The sequence below is a fragment of the Rhizobium sp. CNPSo 3670 genome (assembly GCF_057784555.1).
This window is the reverse complement of sequence record NZ_JBXSOL010000024.1, coordinates 1-17,765: the sequence shown is the minus strand read 5'-3', so window position 1 is coordinate 17,765 and position 17,765 is coordinate 1. Positions and strand designations below refer to the sequence as shown.

The following is a 17,765-nucleotide window of genomic DNA, read 5'->3' as shown; positions in this document are numbered from 1 at the left end:
CGGATTCAAGCGATGACGAACCTGGCTTTGAAGCAGCGTATCAACGAACTCGGCCCATGGTTTCAGAATATGCGGCTCGGGGAGTTCGAAACCGCACCGGATCACTTTCTCGGTGACTATCCGGCATTCAAGTGGGAAGGCTTCAAACATGTCGTGCCCAAGGACCTGGAAGGGCGGAGCGTTCTCGATATCGGCTGCAATGCAGGCTTTTATGCGCTCGAAATGAAGCGCCGCAATGCCGGTCGGGTGTTGGGCATCGACAGTGATCCACGTTATCTCGAGCAGGCCCGTTTCGCCGCCGATCATTTCGGCCTCGACGTCGAGTTCAGGCAGATGTCGGTTTATGAGGTGTCGAAACTCGGGGAGAGGTTCGATCTTGTGCTCTTCATGGGCGTGCTTTACCACCTGCGCCATCCGTTGCTGGCACTGGATCTGCTCCACGAACATGTGGTTGCAGACCTCATGCTGTTCCAATGCCTGCAGCGTGGTGAAGAGCGTATTGCCACGCTGGAAGAGGATTACGACTTTTCGGAATGGAAGGTTTTTGATCGGCCGGATTTTCCGAAGCTGTTCTTTGTCGAAGAGCGCTATGCTGCCGATCCCACCAATTGGTTCATTCCCAACAAGGCGGCGGTCGAAGCGATGCTGCGCAGCTCGGGTTTTGTCATAGAGGCCAATCCCGAGCGAGAAGTTTATCTCTGCCGCCTGGGGCGGCGGCCATATATGGTCGAGCCGCCGCCCGGTTGAGGGTTCATGCAGAGCGATTGAGCTTTCCATGGAAACGCGAAACCGCTCTGAGTTGTCGTTCGCAACTCCGGACGGAAAACTGTTTCATGGTTTTCCCGGGATTGCTCTAGCGGGTCCAGGATGGTGAAAGGTGCCCGATTGTTTTCGACCGCTGTCGCCGCGGTCCTCCTTGTCTGCCTCGCAACCTGGCTGCTGACGAGGCCGCATCCACGCTTCGCTGCCGGCGATCCCACGCTGACGCCCGGGGATGTCGAGCGCGGCGGAGTGGTCTTTGCTGCAGGCGGCTGCTCCTCCTGTCATGCTTCCCCCGGTCAGCCGGACCGCTTAAGGCTCGGAGGAGATCTTGCACTGGCCTCGCCCTATGGGACCTTCAGAGTTCCCAATATCTCGCCCGACCCGGTTGCCGGTATCGGATCGTGGTCGGTTGCCGACCTTGCCAATGCGCTGATTTCAGGGGTCTCTCCCTCAGGGCAGCATTATTACCCGGTATTCCCCTATCCCAGCTACACGGGGATGACTCTCGGCGACGTCAGAGATCTCTACGCCTTTCTGCACTCGCTTTCGCCCGTGCCGGAGCGCCCGCAGCCACACGATATTTCCCCCTTGTTTCGCATTCGGCGGTTTGTCGGCTTCTGGAAACTCCTGTTCTTCCGCGAAGGCAGATCGGCAGCAACGCCGAGCGGCGATCCCGTACATGATCGCGGTGCCTATCTCGTGGAGATCCTCGGTCATTGCGCCGAGTGCCACTCGTCCCGCAACATCTTCGGCGCCGTAAAGCCCAAAACGCGGTTCGCCGGCGGAGTGAGTTCTGAAGGTGTCGGTTTCAACCCTAACATCACGCCGACAGGTATCGGCTCGTGGTCGGAGCAGGATGTCGCCGAAATGCTTCACAGCGGCAGGACGCCGGGTCACGGCTATGTCGGCTGGTCCATGGCGGATGTGGTCGAGAATACGGCGGAGCTCCCGGAGGCCGACCGGATGGCTATCGCCCGATACCTGAAGTCGCTCCCGCCGCGCCCGACGCCCCATCCTTGATGCGTATCGCCGATCGAGCGATATTGAAGAAGGCGAGAACGGGGGTGATTAAGCTATTATTGATGCAACGTCATCAGGTTGGGCGACGGAACAGTGCAATGGCCGCAACGTTTTAAGTGAACAGGTATAATGTGAGAGGCAGATCGTCATGAATACGGCTTTTGACGAACTCGCGCAAAAGGCTGTCTTGGTCGTCGAGGACGATTACGCTCTCGCCAGCGAACTCGCATCGAAGCTGACCGCAACTGGAATCAAGATAGTCGGGCCTGCACCGAGCGTCGAACGAGCGTTGCAATATATTGAAGATTCGCAAATTGAAGTGGCCATTCTGGACATCAATCTCGGTGGAACGATGGTGTTCCCTGTCGCCGATGCGCTGGCGAAGCGCAATATCCCGTTCTTCTTCGCAACTGGCTACAGCCGTGATGTCGTGCCTCCCCGCTTTGCGGATCGGATTTTCGTGGAAAAACCGCTGGACACGAGCGCGATTTATACTGCCCTTTCCGAGTGCCGAGGTTCGACGGCGAAGTCATCAGGCGGTCACAAGAATCTCGTTCTTTCCGCTCTTTCTCCGCGAGAAAATGATCTTATCCGGCCGCTTCTCAAGCAGGTTCAGCTGATTCAAGGCAAGATTCTTGAAAAGCAGTTTGGAGAGATTACGACGGTTTCCTTCATTGAAAGCGGGACGGTCTCGCTGGTCGCCTCGTCGCTGGATGGCTCACAGGTAGAGGTTGGCCTTATCGGGCGTGAAGGGGTAACCGGCACGGGGCTGTTGGAGGGCGATTGGCGCACTCCCTACAAGCTTGTGGTGCAGACGGAAGGAACCGCGCAGCGCACCGACGTCGACAGCTTCCTTCGTCTGACGCAGAGGGCACCGCAGTTGCGATCGCTTTCATCAACGTTTTCAAGGACGCTCGCAATTCAATTGGGTTATACGGCCCTCGCCAACAGCCGATATTCCATCGAACAGAGACTGGCCCGTTTGCTGCTTATGCTCGATGATCGATCGGAAAGCCAGGTGCTGCTTCTGACCCACGAGCACATGTCTTCCATGCTCGGCGTCCGGCGTTCCGGAGTTACGGGCGTGCTTCCTATTCTAGAGGGCGAAAAACTCATCAGGTCGGTACGAGGAAAGGTAATCGTCGTCGATCGCGAGGGCCTCATTCTCAAGGCCAGTGGCTCTTATGGCATTCCGGAGGCGGAATACGAGCGGTTGATGGGGTTTTCGTTGCGGGGCAGCGAGAATGTTAGAAGGGCGAATAACCAATCACGTCCTTACTTCTACAGCCCCCAAATACCGGGTAGAGATAGCCGCTCATAAATCTCAGTGGCGAAAATTGCTGAATTTCGTCACAGACGAGGATCCCATCGAAGGGGCAACTTTTGCACGCCGCAATCCTTCGACCCCCACCCGCGTTTTTGGGACGCGCAAAGACTTTTGTAACAGTTTGAAGCGAGGCACGTGCTCATTGGAAGGCGCACTTGGCTCGCCGGCATCTTTGCCGCATTCCGTCGCTTCGAGCCGGTACCCCCGTCGGAATGATTCCGTTTGCGCTCACGCACAAGGGAACCATATGGAGCATCGGCTGTTGGGATGACATGAAAGGCGAGATGATGTCTTCCAACGCCACCAAGGATATTATTGCCATCGGCGGGTCGGCGGGGAGCAGAGCTGTCCTCAAGACCCTTTTTGCCGATTTGCCCGCCGATCTTCCGGCAAGCATTTTCGTCAGCACTCATATTCCTGCAAACTCTCCCAGCCTGCTGCCAGCGATTCTTGCCGACAGTTCCAGCCTGCCTGTGAGGCAGGCGGTCGACGGGCAGCCGATCGAGCGAGGCCACATTTACGTCGCTGCACCCGACCGTCACCTTCTCCTCATGGGTGAAACGATCAAGTTGGGAGCGGGTCCTCGCGAGAACATGGTCCGTCCGTCGATTGACCCGATGTTTCGATCTGCCGCCTTGTCGTTCGGCCCACGGGCAGTAGGGATCGTCCTGACGGGGATGCTCAATGACGGAGCGGCGGGGCTGCATGCGATCAAGTCCCATGGCGGGACGACCGTGGTGCAACATCCACTTGATGCCGAGGCGGATCAAATGCCCTTAGCGGCGCTGGAAGAGGTGGAGATCGATCATGTGGCCTCGGCAGCCGAACTCGGCGGGCTTCTTGTCAAAATCGCCGGAAGCGAGGCAGGGCCGTTTCCTGATGTGCCCTCCGACGATCTGCGGCTGGAGGTCGAAATTGCGGCTGGCGACCGGCTTGGCAGTGCGGCACTTCGCAAGATTGCGTCTCCCAGCGTCCTGACCTGCCCCGATTGCCATGGCGTGCTTTCCGAGGTTCGCGGTTCGCGGCCGTTGCGATTTCGGTGCCAGATCGGCCACGCCTATACCGCCGACGTCCTTGCTTCGCATATCGACGAGCTTGATGAGGCGATCAGAATCGCCATGCGCATCATGGAGGAGCGGCTGACGCTCGTGGAGCGGATGGCACGCGACGCTCGCGCCACGGGCCGCAATGCCGTTGCCGAACTTTACGAGGCAAGGGCGGCGGAGTATCGGCAATATTCCGCGACCCTTCGTGACGCCGCTCTAAGCTCGCTGCGCCACGGTCGCGCGTCGCTGTTCCAGGCCATCTGACAAAGTTGTATCTTTCTGCCGTGCGGGCGGTTTAGAAGCGTCCGCGGCAGAGGCATGGATCGACGGTGGCGTACGACGAACGGCAAGACTTCGAGCAACAGGCAGGCGCGGCTGAACGAGATCAGCACGTACAGCCTATCGTGATCGTCGGCATAGCGGTGTGCGCTCGCTCGCTCCGTTCGCTCGAGCAGATATTCTCCGACATCGGCGCCGGCCTCGGCGCATCCTATCTCGTGGCGGTGCGCCAGGAGGAGGGGCTCACTGCAGCTGCCGTCCTTGAAATGCTGGCACAGCAACAACGACTGGCGGTGACGGTCGCGGTGGACGGAGAGCGCATCCTTCCGAACCATATCTACGTCGGCGGCTCCGACGATATGATGACCGTCGAGGATGGTCATATCCGCATTCGGCCTGCCTCGGAACCCGTTGGCCATCGTGGCACGGTCGACACGATGTTGATCTCGCTGGCGGAACATGCCCACGAGCGCGCGATCGCTGTGGTTCTGGCGGGTCTCGACAATGACGGCATCGCCGGGGTGGCGGCAACCAAGAAATTTGGCGGTCTGTCGATCACGGAGATAGACGAAGGCGACGCTCAATCTGCTGAGGAGGGAGGGCGTTGGCAATCGCTGACTTGCGACTGCCGGCGAAGGGTATCGCAGCCCAGATCGCACTTTATGCCGGCAATGTCCTCGAGGAGGAAGACGCGGGCCTGGATGAGGAGCCCCCGAGCGCTATCGAGGCACAGATCACGCAGATTGCCACGGTTCTTCGTAATGTCACCAGCCATGACTTCCACGGATACAAGCGCGGCACCTTCACGCGGCGCGTTCAGCGGCGGATGCAGGTGCTGCAAATCGGCGATATCGATACCTACATCGAGCGGCTGCGCGCCAGCCGCGACGAAGTTCAAAACCTCTTTCAGGACCTGCTGATCGGCGTTACCCAGTTTTTCAGAGATCCCGCCGAGTTCGAAGCGCTGGAGCGTGAAATTCCTAGGCTGTTCGAGGGCAAGGAACCTGGTGATCAGCTGCGCGTCTGGGTGCTGGGCTGCGCGACCGGGGAGGAAGCCTATTCGATAGCGATGCTGCTGCGCGAGCATATGGCGACCATGGATTACCCTCCCGACGTGCAGATCTTCGCGACAGATCTCGATGCACGCGCGCTGGGGATTGCGCGTGCCGGACGATATTCCGCAGCGATAACCTCCCAGCTCCAGCCGGACCGGCTTGCCCGATGGTTCGTGCGTGAGGGTGACACCTATTGCGTCGTCAAGGAACTGCGGGAAATGTGCATCTTCTCCCCGCACAACATCGTCAAGGATGCGCCATTCTCTCGAATCGACATCCTCTCCTGCAGGAACCTGCTGATCTATCTCGACAGCGAGCTGCAGAACCGGGTCATCCCGATCTTTCACTTCGCCCTCAGGCCGAGTGGTATCCTGTTTCTGGGTTCTTCGGAAAACGTTACCCGCCACACCAAGCTTTTCGCGCCTGTGGACCGAAGGAACCGGCTGTTTCGAAGGGTGGAGACGGCAACCCGGATCATTCCGGACTTCCCGCTCGCCCCACGCCCTCGAAGCCCCGACCATGCGCTTTCGGCGCCGGCGCCGATGCTGCAGACCGGCCGGCTGTCGGCCACGATCAGCCGCCAGGCAGAGGTCGTCGCAGAGCGATTCGCACCGGCCTATGTCGTCGTCGATTCACATTATGACGTGCTGCACTTTTCGGGACGCACCGGCCGCTACCTCGAACCGGCTTCGGGGACGGCGACCCTCAATCTCCTGAGCCTTGCCCACCGAGATCTGCGGCTCGACATGCGATCGGCCTTGCAGCGTGCCACGACCGAGGCGGTCAAGGTCGAAGTTCCAAGGGTGCTGCTGCGCCAGGATGATCGCACCTACGCCGTCAACATCATTGTCGAACCCCTCGGAAGCGGCGATGTCACCTCGCTGATCGTGCTTTTTCAGGATGCCGGGCAGGTAGCCGAAGGGACGGCTCCTGACGGAGGAAGGCTGACGAACGAAGAGCATGTCCAGCGTCTGGAGACCGATCTGCGCGTCACCCGTGACCGTCTTCAGGCAACGATCGAGGAGCTCGAATCGACCAATGAGGAGCTCAAATCCTCCAACGAAGAATATCAGTCGATCAATGAAGAACTGCAGTCGGCCAACGAGGAGATGGAAACCTCTAAGGAAGAATTGCAGTCGGTGAACGAGGAGCTGCAGACCGTCAATGGTGAGCTTGCCCATCGCGTTACCGAACTCGATCGCACGAATTCCGATCTGAAGAACCTTCTCGAAGCGACGCAGATCGCCACCGTGTTCCTCGACAACGATCTGCGCGTCAGGAGCTTCACGCCGGCAGCGACGGAAATATTCCATCTGCTTGAAACCGACGTCGGGCGGCCGCTGGACCACGTCGTCTCGCGCGTCGCATATCCGGAGCTCCTGGACGATGTTCGTCTCGTTCTTAGAACGCTGGTGCCTGTCGACCGAAAGGTCAGCGACCCGACGAACAACCGGCATTACGCCGCGCGCGTCCTGCCTTATCGTAGTGTCGACAACTATATCAGCGGAGCTGTTGTTACGTTTACCGATTTGACCGCCACTTACGAGGCGGAGGTGGCGCTTCGACGGAGCGAGGAGCGCCTGCAGCGCGTCCTGGAGACGGACGCGGTCGGCGTGATTTTTCTTCATCGGGATGGCGTCATATTCGACGCCAACGAGGTTTTCCTGAAGATGTCCGGCTACAGCCGCTCGCAGATGGAACGCGGCGAGCTGCACTGGCGTCGGCTGACTCCGGAGGAGCATCTCGCCGAGACCGAAGCCCAGATGGAGGCTCTGAAGGAGACCGGCAAGATCGGGCCGTATGAAAAGGAGTTTTTCCTCGCCGACGGCACGCGCCGCTGGATGTTGTTCGCCGGGCGTGATCTTGGCGATGGTACGATCGCCGAGTTCTGCATCGACATCTCGGCGCGAAAACAGGCGCAAGCAGCTGTGCGGCAGGGCGAAGAGCAGTTCCGCCTGTTCGGCGAAGCCTCTTCCGACGTTTTGTGGATCCGAGACGCGGAGACGCTGCAATGGGTCTATCTGACGCCGGCTTTCGAGACCATCTACGGTGTCGACCGGGAGCAGGCCATGACCGGCAACAATTTCCGCAGCTGGGCCGAACTGATCATTCCCGAAGATCGCGAACAGGCGCTTTCCGAAATCCGCCGAGTGCGAGAGGGGGAACGCGTGGAATTCGAGTACCGCATCAGGCGGGCATCGGACCATGAAATTCGCTGGTTGCGCAACGCCGATTTCCCACTTTTCGGAGAGGAGGGGAACGTCAAACAGATCGGCGGTATCGGCCGCGACATCACCGACGAAAAAGCCTCTGCCGACCGTATGAAGGTACTCGTCGCAGAGCTTCAGCACCGCACGCGCAACCTCATGGCCGTTGTCCGCTCGATGGCTGATAAGACCATGCGAAACAGCGTTGATCTTGCCGATTTCAACGAAAAATTTTGCAGCCGTCTGGATGTGCTGGCGCGTGTGCAAAGCCTACTCTCGCGGCTGCAGGAGGGTGAGCGCATCACGTTCGATCAGCTTGTCCGCTCCGAACTGGCGGCTCACGGCGCACTGGACGGCCAGATGGACCGGATCATCCTGGATGGCGCGGAAGGCGTCAGGCTTCGCTCGACCAGCGTCCAGACTATGGCCTTGGCAATGCATGAGTTGGCCACCAATGCCGTCAAATATGGGGCGCTTAGCCAGCCTCGAGCGCAACTGTCGATCATGTGGCGCGTGGAACAAGACGGTGAAGGTGGCAAGCCGTGGCTGCATGTGGACTGGCGGGAGAACGGGGTGAAGATGCCGCCCGAAGATTCCAGACCGCAAGGGGGCGGCCAAGGCCGTGAACTGATCGAGCGCGCGCTGCCCTACCAGCTCGATGCAAAAACCTCCTACACATTTGGAGAGGATGGAATCAGTTGCTCGATCGCAAGCCCCATTTCCGTCAGCAATCTGCTTGAGGACGAGGCGAACGGCTGAAGGATGAGGCGTCGATGCTTAGTCGTGCGAGAGGACAGATTTTGGCTGATGGAGGAGTTCTCTCCGGGAGAGCTGAGACAAAGCCCTTGAACCGTGTCAAGCTATAGGCTGATGGCCGTGCGTCTACCGCAGCTATTTTCGGGGTCAGCGGGCATAGCTAAAAGAACAGCGTAAAACTCTCGCCCGTCACGGGGCCGAACTATCTTCGGATCTGCCGGCCTGTTTGCTTCTCGTCACATTCTAGCAACTCTGCCTTAAGCCTCTCAAGGTGCGCCACATGCATGTCCTGCGACTCCTCGAAATTGGTCAAAAGCCGAATTGCTTCCGTCACGTCGGCGCCGCGGTTGATCAGCTCAGCAACGATCTCGCGCTGCCGAGCGACGTGCAGTCCTCCCAGGGCGACATGTTCTCGCGCCTGTTCCAAATGCTTCTTCACAATCGCGCGGTCCACGTCGACCTCCTTCTAAAGCGCGTCGCGCAGATTGATTCATGCCACGCGCTTTAGTTTTTGTTTTGATGCATGTCATGACTTCAGACTTCCGGACGGCACGCACCTAAAGGTGATCATGCGCTTATTATCAACGTTTGGATACTGGCGCCGTTGCTATGGTCCGAGTAACTGTTGAAGGCGGTCTGAACGGACACCCGTTTTTCTTAGCGAGCATAGAGATAGGCTGCGACATCGCGGGCCTCCTGTTCGGAAATTCCGGTGGCCGGCATCGCCGTTCTTGGCGAATGGGCCTGCGGCGCGACAATCCAGCCGATGAGGTTGTCGGCGGAATTATTGAGCACGCCGGCAATGTAGACCCGCTCGCGCAGACCGGAGAGATCGCCGCCGACCTTGCCGTCGGCGCCCTCGATGCCTGGAATGGTGTGACATCCGGCGCAGCCATATCGGCGAAAAATCGCCGGCGCCCGCGCCGGGTCTCCTTTTGTCATGGCGACGGCAACAGCTTGCCTTTCGGATCGCTGCCGGTAGCTGTCGGTCAAGGTCAATGCCGCCGTCAGGCTCGCCAGGCAGGCGGCGATCACAAAGGCGGGGCGAAGGGAATTATGGGGCGACGATACGTGTTCCATCTGCGCCTCCCTTTCCGGAATCCCTGATCCACAAGGCAGCCAGCGCCAGCGCAACAGCGGCGTAGACGATGCCGGCAGGAACCCACATTACCACGCCTGCCATCTGCTGGTCTTCGAGTGGCGACAGGCCCCAAGCCTCGGACAACCGCGTCTGTACGGCGTAAAGCACGTTCGGTGACAGGGCAATGAGGGCCCCGAGAATGCTCATATGGAGCATCGTCAGGAAGAGATGCCAGGCCGCCAGCCCCCTGTTCGTCTTCCAGATGACGGACCACCAGAACAGGACGGCACTTAAGAAAAAGGAAAGATGCTGCAGACGATGGAGCGGCGTGCTTTCGATCGCGGCGTCGAACAGAACAGGCGCGTGCCATGCCCAGATCGCCGCCCCGTGCAGCAGCGTCGCGACAGTGCCGTTGCTGAGCAACGTCCAGGTCCTGCGGACGATGCTCGAGGCGAGGACCTGCCCCACCCGACGCCTGACGATTCCTGGCAGTCCCCAGAGCAGCACCGCCGACGGGCGTGCCGATACGATGAGCGGCGCGGCAACCGCCATGACCAACTCATGTTCCATCATATGGAAGGTGAAAAGCTGCTCTCCCAGCCAATGCAGGGGAGAGATGAGTGCCCCGGCAAGCACCAGCCAGCCAGCGCAATAGGCCAAAAGACGGTGCGCGACGACGCGACGGCCGGCGGATGATCGCGACATCAAGCGAAGGCTTCCGCTTGCATAGAGGGCTGCGCAGACTGCGAGAGGCGCGATTATCCAGGGATCGGCCGTCCATGGGAAGGAACTCGAATGGGCATGGCCATCATGTGCCAATCCCGGTGTTGCCATAAGAAAAAAAGCGATTGTGGTTGCTGTTCTCATAGCCGCGGCACCCAATAGATGCATCCGTAGAGAGGAAGCCAGGCGAGGACGACAAAGTTCCAGTAGAGCGCGTTGTCTTCGACATCGCCGTAGCGCCGTGCATTGTCGCCATGCTTCGAAAACATCAGGCAGGCGAGAACGACGGTATCGACGAGGTCGGTGATGATGTGGGTTGCGTGCAGGCCGAGCATGGTCCAGACGATCGATCCATAGGCATCATCGTCCCAGCCGATGTGAAGGGCAGGGAATTCGTAGGCGCGGGGTATGAGGGGTGCCGCTCCGAGAAGCGCCATGACGATCAGTCCCGCGCGCACCTTGGGGAGATCCCTGTGCTTTGCCCACCGCGCGACGAGCATATTCGGCACGATGCTGACGAGAAGCAGCAGGGTAAGAATTGTGCCGGGAAGAAGATCCGGGGCAGGGGCTTCGATCGGCCAACGCGGCGCCAGGCTCATGAGATAGAAGTAGACGACAATCGCCAAGGCGAATCCCATGCCTTCGATCAGCATGAAGGCACTGGTGCCCCAGAACGTCAGGCTCGCACTGCCCAGGCCGTGCAGGGGAAGCTTCGACAGATCGGTGACCACGCGCTCCTTCATGACTCGTCCTCCGGCGTTTGCTTGGGCCAGAACCATCCCGTCAGAGTGATTGCCACCGGCACGGCTCCCCAGACGACGGCCCACGGGCTGAAGATCGAGCCGATCAGCATAATGCTCGTGGCAATGGCGGCCAGAAATGGCCAGATGGAATCGGCTGGCGAGGACTCCCGCGCTTCCGGCTCGCCTGATGTGACGCTGCTGACGATCAGTTCCCGCCGATCGATCCGAAGTCCGGTCGCCACCGGCAACGTCTCGCCGGATGTCCAGAGCGGTTCGCGCGATTCGACTACCGGAATATGCCGAAAATTATAAGGGGGAGGGGGCGAAGCTACGGCCCATTCCAATGTCGAGGCGTTCCAGGGATTGGGGCCGGCCGGCCGGCCGTGGCGGAAACTGCGCAGGGCATCGATGAAGAAGACGAGGAAGCCGGCGGCCAGGATGAAGGCGCTGAGGCTGACGAACAGGTTCAGGCCAGCCCAGGGCAGCTCGGGCGGATAGGTGTAGACCCGCCTCGGCATGCCTTGGAGGCCCAGGATGTGCATGGGGAAGAAAGTCAGGTGGAAGCCGGTGAAGATCAGGCCGAAGGCCCAACGGCCGAGCCTTTCGCTCATCATCCGGCCGGTCATCTTCGGGAACCAGTAATAGATCGCGCCGATCAGCGGGAAGACGGAGCCGCCGATCAGCACATAATGGAAATGGGCGACGACAAAATAGGTGTCGTGGACCTGGGTATCGAGCGGCACCGACGCCACCATGACGCCGGTCAGGCCGCCGATGACGAAGGTGATGAGAAAGCCGATGATGAAAAGCAGCGGTGTCTTGAACATCGGACGGCCATCCCACAGCGTTGCCAGCCAGCAAAAGATCTGGGTTCCGGCGGGAATGGCGATTGCCATGCTCGAGGCGGTGAAAAAGCTGCTCCCCAGCCGCGGCAGGCCGGCCACGAACATGTGGTGCACCCACAGGCCGAAGGAGAGAATTCCGGTGGCGATCATTGCTAGCACCAGCGGCATATAGCCGAAGACAGGACGCCGCGTGAAGGTGGAGATCATGGCGGAGACGATGCCGACTGCCGGAAGAAAGATGATGTAGACCTCGGGATGACCGAAGAACCAGAACAAGTGCTGCCAGAGAAGCACATCGCCCCCTTCCGCGGGATTATAGAACTGGGTGCCGACCAGCCGGTCGAGAATGAGCGACGAACTGGCGAACATGATTGCCGGCATGGCCAGGATGACGAGAAAGGCGGTGACCAGCATCGACCAGACGAAGACGGGGATTCGATCGAGCGACATGCCGGGTGCCCGCAGCTTGAAAACGGTCACGACTATTTCGACGGCAACGGCGAGGGCGGAGACCTCGGTGAAGGTGATCATCTGTGCCCAGAGGTCTGCCCGTTTCCCCGCGCCATATTGCGGGCCGGCCAGAGGCACGTAGGAGAACCAGCCGACATCGGGGGCAGTATCGAGGGCGAGGGAGATCCACAGCAGCAGCCCTCCGGCGAGATAGATCCAGTAGGAGAAGGCGTTCAGCCTGGGAAAGGCGATGTTGCGGGTTCCGACCATCAGAGGAACGAGGTAGACCGCCATCGCCTCCATGACCGGCACCGCAAACAGGAACATCATGTTGGTCCCGTGCACGGTGAAGATCTGATTGTACCGGTCCGCGCTGATGAAGCGGGCCTCGGGGAAAGCAAGCTGGAGGCGCATCGCCAGTGCAAGCACGCCGCCGAGGATGAGAAAGACAAAGGCTGTCGCGATATAGCGTCTGCCGATGATCTTGTGATCGACCGTGGAGAGCGCTGCTAATAATCCAGGCGGCGTCGACCATGTGCGCCTGAGGAAGGCTTCCGCCTCGGGACAGCCGGCAGCCAGGTCGGCGGGGGAAGGGGTTCTGCCGCCGACCGTCATCGCAGACCACTCATATAGGCGCTCACCTGTCGCAGCTCTTCGCCGGTGAGGGGGACCAACGGCATGTTGTTGCCCGGCTTCAGCGTTTGCGGGTCGGCAATCCATGCCGCAACCGATCCTCGGGTATTCTCCAACAGCCCCGCCGCAATCATGCTGCGGCTGCCGACATGGGTGAGGTCAGGCCCGGAGGTGCCCGATGCCTCGGTGCCGCGGATGGTGTGGCAGGCGGCGCAAGGCTTGCTCATGAATACGAGCTTTCCCGTAGCGGCGTCACCGTCGGCCGGCGCGGCTGCCGTCTTTCTCTGCAGCTCCAGCCATCTGGCATAGTCCTCGGGCTCCTCGGCGATCACCAACAGCGCCATGTGGCTGTGCTGCAGGCCGCAGAATTCGGCGCATTGGCCGCGATAGATGCCGGCTTTGCTGGCATGCAGCGTCAGCCGGTTGTCGCGGCCGGGGACCAGATCCTGCTTTCCCGTTAGGTTCGGCACCCAGAAGGAATGAATGACATCAGTCGAGTCCAGGCGCAGCCGGACATCGGTTCCCACGGGGATATGCAGCTCGTTGGCGGTCTGGAACGTCCTGGCGGGATCCGCATCGAGATAGGTGAACTGCCACCACCACTGCTGCCCGCGAACGGCGATGGTCGGCGAATTGTCCCGGCCGCGGTCGACGCCATTGGTTGCGTAGAAGCTGGTGATCGTCAGGAAGCTTACGACCAGGACGGTCATAACGATTGCGCCGGCAACGACCCTTGCCATGGAACGCTCGGCTTGCGGTTCGCCGGGGATCTGGTTTTTCCTGCGAACCAGTGCCCATACCATGACGCTCATGACAAGCACGAAGACGACGCCGCAGACGGCGACAAACAGCAATATCAGGCTTCTGAGTTCCGAAGCGGCGGGTCCGTCCGCATTCAGTGCCGATTGCGTGCCCGCAGCGCAGCCGGACAGAAACAGGGTGCATGCCGGGGCGGTCTTCAAGGCCGGACACCTCGATCGGAGCGGACGCCCACCGGCCCTTCCTCGAAAAGAGTTGCGGCCGGCGCCCGGTTCTCGGCCGGTCTTGTATGCTTGTCGTCGTTGCGGCTTGGCGCGGTATAGAGGGCGGAATAGGCGCCGATCGTCCTGACATAGCCGGCGAGCTGCCAGATCTCGTCGCTCGTCATTTTGTTCGCGAAGGCAGGCATGCCGTGAGGCCGTCCGTCGCGAATGGATGCCACGACCGATACCATTTCCGAGCCATAAAACCACCAGCCGTCAAGAAACGAAGGGCCGGTCCCGCCTCGTCCGTCTCCATGGCAAGTAGGGCAGCCGAACCAGGAATAAAGGCGCTTGCCCTGGCTCAGATCATAGGCGGTGCTCTCATAGGGCTTACCAAGCGCGAAATAGACGTCGGGTGGTGTGCCGCCGATCCTGTCCGGCATCAGCCGGAACTCATCGAGAGACGATGTGACCGGTGGATCGGCACGATATTGCCTTGGATGTCTTGCCCAGCCGATCGTGGCTCCGATCACGAACATACAGAGCAGCACTATCGAGACCAACCAGGTGCCGTCCTTCTTGACGGCGCTATCGGCAAGCAAAGGGAAGCGAGTGGGACCGGACGTCACGGCGGGATGGGCGCGACGCAAGCGCGGTTGGCTTGCCCAGGCGATGGCGGCCCAGACGGCTGCCATCGTGAGAAGCGATACTGCCGCCGACCAGGGGACCTGCTTGCTTTCGCGCATTGCCGGGACCCGGGTCAGGACCGCGACGACAGGGCCGAGAGACTGAGCCGCACCGGCAACATCTTGTAAGACGGGGTCTTGGCCTTGGCGTCGTGATGCGCCAGCGGAAAGAGCGGGTTCGCCTCAGGGTAATAAGCCGCACAGCACCCGGCCGGAATTGCGTGCCGAGCAACCTTGAAGCCGGTGACGCGGCGCGTTGTGGCGACATCGATGGCGGTCGTCAGATCGACGAAATCGCCTTCCTTGAAGCCCAGTCTGCCAATATCCTCTTCGTTCATGAATACCACCTTTCGCGATCCCTTCACGCCGCGATAGCGATCGCCGTAACCGTAGATGGTCGTGTTGAACTGGTCGTTGGAGCGTAACGTGGCGAGGTTGAGAACCTCTGTGGCGCCCGGACCGATGTCAAGTTCGGGGAAGAGCCGCGGCGGCGTGAGGAAATTGGCTTTCTGGTTGGGCGTCGTCCATTTGCGTTCCCTGGCCGGCACGGGTCTCGGAATGCCGCCAGGTTGAAACATGCGTTTGTTGAAATCCCTGAACGTCTCGGGATAGGTCGCTTCGATCGCATCGCGGATCTTCGAATAATCGCCGACCCATTCGTCCCACGGGACTCGACCCTTCGCCAGCGTCGCCTTGGCGATGCCGGCGATGATGGCGGGCTCCGACAGAAGCTCCTCGCTTGCGGGCTTCGCCTTGCCGCGCGAGACATGGAAATGCGCCACGGAACTTTCTATGGAGACGGCTTGCGGACCGCTCGCTTGTTCATCGACTTCGATACGGCCGAGACAGGGAAGGAGATAGGCGATTTCGCCATGGATGACGTGGCTGCGATTGAGCTTCGTCGCGATCTGTACGGTCAGGCGGAGTTTGCGCCAGGCCTCCTCCATCGCTTCCGTTTCCGGGACGGCGCGCAGGAAGTTGCCGCCGAGGCTGACGAAGGCTTTGGCCTCGCCCTCCATGATCGCCTTGCAGGTGTCGACGGTTGAGCGTCCTTCCCATTGTGGCGGTTCGAACTGGTAGAGTTGCGCCAGTTTGTCGAGCGGCACGAGGTCCGGCTTTTCCGTTATCCCGACCGTGCGCTGGCCCTGCACGTTCGAGTGGCCGCGCACGGCGCAGATATTGGCGCCCGGCTTGCCGATATTGCCGCGCAGCAGCGCGAGATTGGCGACCATATGAACGTTCTGGACACCCATCACATGCTGCGTCAGACCCATGCCATAGACCATCAGCACCGCCTCCGAATGGGCATAGGTGCGGGCTGCCTGGATCATCTGCTCGCGAGTCAAGCCGGAAACACGTTCCAGTTCGGCCCAGTCATATCGGCGGGCGGCTTCGGCAAACTCCTCGAAACCCGATGTATGCGTGTTAATGAAATCGTGGTCGAGAACATGCTTTTTGTCGGCCGCCGCAATGGAAGCGGCGAACGCCACCGACGCGGCATTATCCGGTTTATGGGGCACGGCATCGGAGCCGGAAACCTTGCTCATCCCCATTTCCTTCATTGCATCGTCGGCTTCGATCAAGGCTTTGCAGACGCCGAAGAGGGCCGCAATGTCGCCTCCGTTCTTCACCTGATAATATTCCGACGAAATCGGCGTCGACCGGCCGGTCAGCATCTGGCTCGGCATTTGCGGGTTGGTGAAACGTTCGAGTCCCGGTTCGCGCAACAAATTGAAGGTGACGATTTTCACGCCCCGGTCGACGGCATCCTGCAAGTCATGCAGCATCCGCGGGGAAGAGGTGGCGACGTTCTGCGCCATGTAGAAAATGCAATCGCAGTTCTGGAAATCGGACAGGATTGCCGTGCCGACGGAGGCTCCGATGCTTTCCGGCAGGCCGACCGAGGAGCTTTCGTGACACATGTTGGAAGAATCGGGCAGGTTATTGCTGCCGAAGATGCGGGCAAAAAGCTGATACATGTAAGAGGTTTCGAGGGAGGCGCGCCCGGACGTATAGAAATCAACCTCACGCGGAGGAATTGACCGGAGCTCCCCGCCGATTTCTGCGAATGCATCGTTCCAGTCCACCGGCTCGTATTTGTCGGTCGAGCGGTTCCACCGCATCGGATGGGTCAGGCGACCTTGTTCTTCGAGATCGTGATCGCTCCATTGCTCCAGCTCATGCAATGTATGGGCGGCGAAGAAGGCGCGGTCGGCGCGGCGGGAAGTGACCTCCCAGGCGGTCGCCTTTGCGCCGTTTTCGCAAAATTCCATCGCATGCGGTTTTGCAGGCTTGGCCCAGGCGCAACTGACACACATGTAGCCGTCTGGTTTGTTGTGATGGGAAAGCAGTGACGGCCCCGATCGGGGGACGTGTTCGCGGAGAAGAATTTCTCCAAGAGATCGCGCCGCCGCCCATCCGCCAGCCGCATGCGTGCTCTCGCCGATAGTTGGCGGATGTTTCGATCGCGCTGACATTTTTGCCTCCCGATATTGTCGAAGGAGAATCCCCGACAGATATTTTGCGATCCAAACTCTTCGAGAAACAAACTGTTCCAGGCGAGTCGGCAAAGTGACGAGCGGCGCTGTCGATAGCCGATGACGGAAGACGATTGGCAATAGCCGCGTCGCAAATGCTCAGAGCGGCGTCGGAGCGTTGGCCTCCACCTCGGCATAGAGCTGACCGCACATCGTCAGCGATCGCCGCATCGCAGCGACGCGATCTTCGGCGTCTTTGGATGAATAGGCCCAGATGTCGGTCGCCCAGCTCTTGCCATCCATCTCGTACTGCAGGGCAAATTTATAGAGCCGTCGCTCACCTGCATCGGCGCTGACGAAAGCGCGATCGGGATCATCGCGGCGCTGGCGCGGAAAACTTACAACATTCACAACCTGCTCCTCGGGTTCACCTCGTCGCCAGGGCTCGAAAGGCCGCTTTTCCTTGGACTAACCTGATTGCCCGGATTCCGTTCCCTGCGCACCTCGTCAGAGCAGGCCCATGGCGGTCTGGCCCTGATATGACGACTCCGAACGCTCATGGTCTCGGCCAGGCTGGAGGTCGTCGTCCTTGCTCCTGACGTTGGCATTGACCAAAACATCGAGAGGCGAGCCTGTCGCATCTCTAAATGGCTGAAGACGCGTCCAAAGTGACATTTCTACTTTGCGCAACAGCGGACATTTCAACCTGGCCG

Annotated in this window: 14 protein-coding genes and 1 pseudogene; 5 read left to right on the top strand and 10 right to left on the bottom strand. The window is 60.1% G+C overall.

The genetic code is table 11. The annotated features are described in order from the left end of the window. Positions 1-12 precede the first annotated feature (12 nt). From AC13QO_RS22380 to AC13QO_RS22360, 5 genes and pseudogenes are all read left to right on the top strand, one after another. Entirely contained in the window at positions 13-747 is a 735-nt protein-coding gene (locus AC13QO_RS22380) for a TIGR04290 family methyltransferase (protein WP_183704237.1), read from the top strand. Positions 748-867: 120 nt separating this feature from the next. Next, the gene (locus AC13QO_RS22375; protein WP_488541883.1) at positions 868-1,782 is read left to right on the top strand and encodes a c-type cytochrome; all 915 of its coding nucleotides are present in this window, start codon (positions 868-870) and stop codon (positions 1,780-1,782) included. Between the two features lie 148 nt (positions 1,783-1,930). Next, positions 1,931-3,103, top strand: a complete 1,173-nt coding sequence (locus AC13QO_RS22370; protein ID WP_488541882.1) for a helix-turn-helix domain-containing protein — start codon at positions 1,931-1,933, stop codon at positions 3,101-3,103. A 293-nt stretch (positions 3,104-3,396) separates the two neighbouring features. Beyond that, positions 3,397-4,419, top strand: a complete 1,023-nt coding sequence (locus tag AC13QO_RS22365; RefSeq protein WP_488541923.1) for a chemotaxis protein CheB — start codon at positions 3,397-3,399, stop codon at positions 4,417-4,419. Between the two features lie 65 nt (positions 4,420-4,484). Continuing rightward, positions 4,485-8,455 (top strand): annotated as a pseudogene (locus AC13QO_RS22360) (CheR family methyltransferase). Between the two features lie 199 nt (positions 8,456-8,654). Here AC13QO_RS22360 and AC13QO_RS22355 read toward each other — a convergent pair. From AC13QO_RS22355 to AC13QO_RS22310, 10 genes are all read right to left on the bottom strand, one after another. Beyond that, positions 8,655-8,906, bottom strand: coding sequence for a hypothetical protein (locus AC13QO_RS22355; protein ID WP_488541881.1), 252 nt, complete (start codon positions 8,904-8,906; stop codon positions 8,655-8,657). Positions 8,907-9,109: 203 nt separating this feature from the next. Continuing rightward, the gene (locus AC13QO_RS22350; protein ID WP_488541880.1) at positions 9,110-9,532 is read right to left on the bottom strand and encodes a c-type cytochrome; all 423 of its coding nucleotides are present in this window, start codon (positions 9,530-9,532) and stop codon (positions 9,110-9,112) included. Next, positions 9,507-10,400 carry a cytochrome c oxidase assembly protein gene (locus AC13QO_RS22345; RefSeq protein WP_488541879.1) on the bottom strand — a complete coding sequence of 298 codons (894 nt, stop codon included), beginning with the start codon at positions 10,398-10,400 and terminating at the stop codon, positions 9,507-9,509. Before AC13QO_RS22345 ends, AC13QO_RS22350 begins: the two co-directional genes overlap by 26 nt. Then, positions 10,397-10,999, bottom strand: a complete 603-nt coding sequence (locus AC13QO_RS22340; RefSeq protein WP_097599697.1) for a cytochrome c oxidase subunit 3 — start codon at positions 10,997-10,999, stop codon at positions 10,397-10,399. The genes AC13QO_RS22345 and AC13QO_RS22340 overlap by 4 nt, the downstream gene beginning before the upstream one ends. After that, complete coding sequence (ctaD, locus tag AC13QO_RS22335; protein ID WP_488541878.1) at positions 10,996-12,909, bottom strand: cytochrome c oxidase subunit I; 1,914 nt, start codon at positions 12,907-12,909, stop codon at positions 10,996-10,998. Before ctaD ends, AC13QO_RS22340 begins: the two co-directional genes overlap by 4 nt. Then, entirely contained in the window at positions 12,906-13,889 is a 984-nt protein-coding gene (coxB, locus tag AC13QO_RS22330; protein WP_488541877.1) for a cytochrome c oxidase subunit II, read from the bottom strand. Before coxB ends, ctaD begins: the two co-directional genes overlap by 4 nt. Beyond that, positions 13,886-14,635, bottom strand: coding sequence for a c-type cytochrome (locus tag AC13QO_RS22325; RefSeq protein ID WP_488541876.1), 750 nt, complete (start codon positions 14,633-14,635; stop codon positions 13,886-13,888). The genes coxB and AC13QO_RS22325 overlap by 4 nt, the downstream gene beginning before the upstream one ends. Positions 14,636-14,649: 14 nt before the next feature. Continuing rightward, complete coding sequence (locus AC13QO_RS22320; RefSeq protein WP_488541875.1) at positions 14,650-17,052, bottom strand: FdhF/YdeP family oxidoreductase; 2,403 nt, start codon at positions 17,050-17,052, stop codon at positions 14,650-14,652. Between the two features lie 159 nt (positions 17,053-17,211). Then, positions 17,212-17,463 (bottom strand): hypothetical protein, encoded by a 252-nt coding sequence (locus tag AC13QO_RS22315; RefSeq protein ID WP_488541874.1) that lies wholly within the window; start codon positions 17,461-17,463, stop codon positions 17,212-17,214. Between the two features lie 96 nt (positions 17,464-17,559). Beyond that, positions 17,560-17,765: hypothetical protein (locus AC13QO_RS22310; protein ID WP_488541873.1), on the bottom strand; the 206-nt coding region annotated here is incomplete at its 5' end.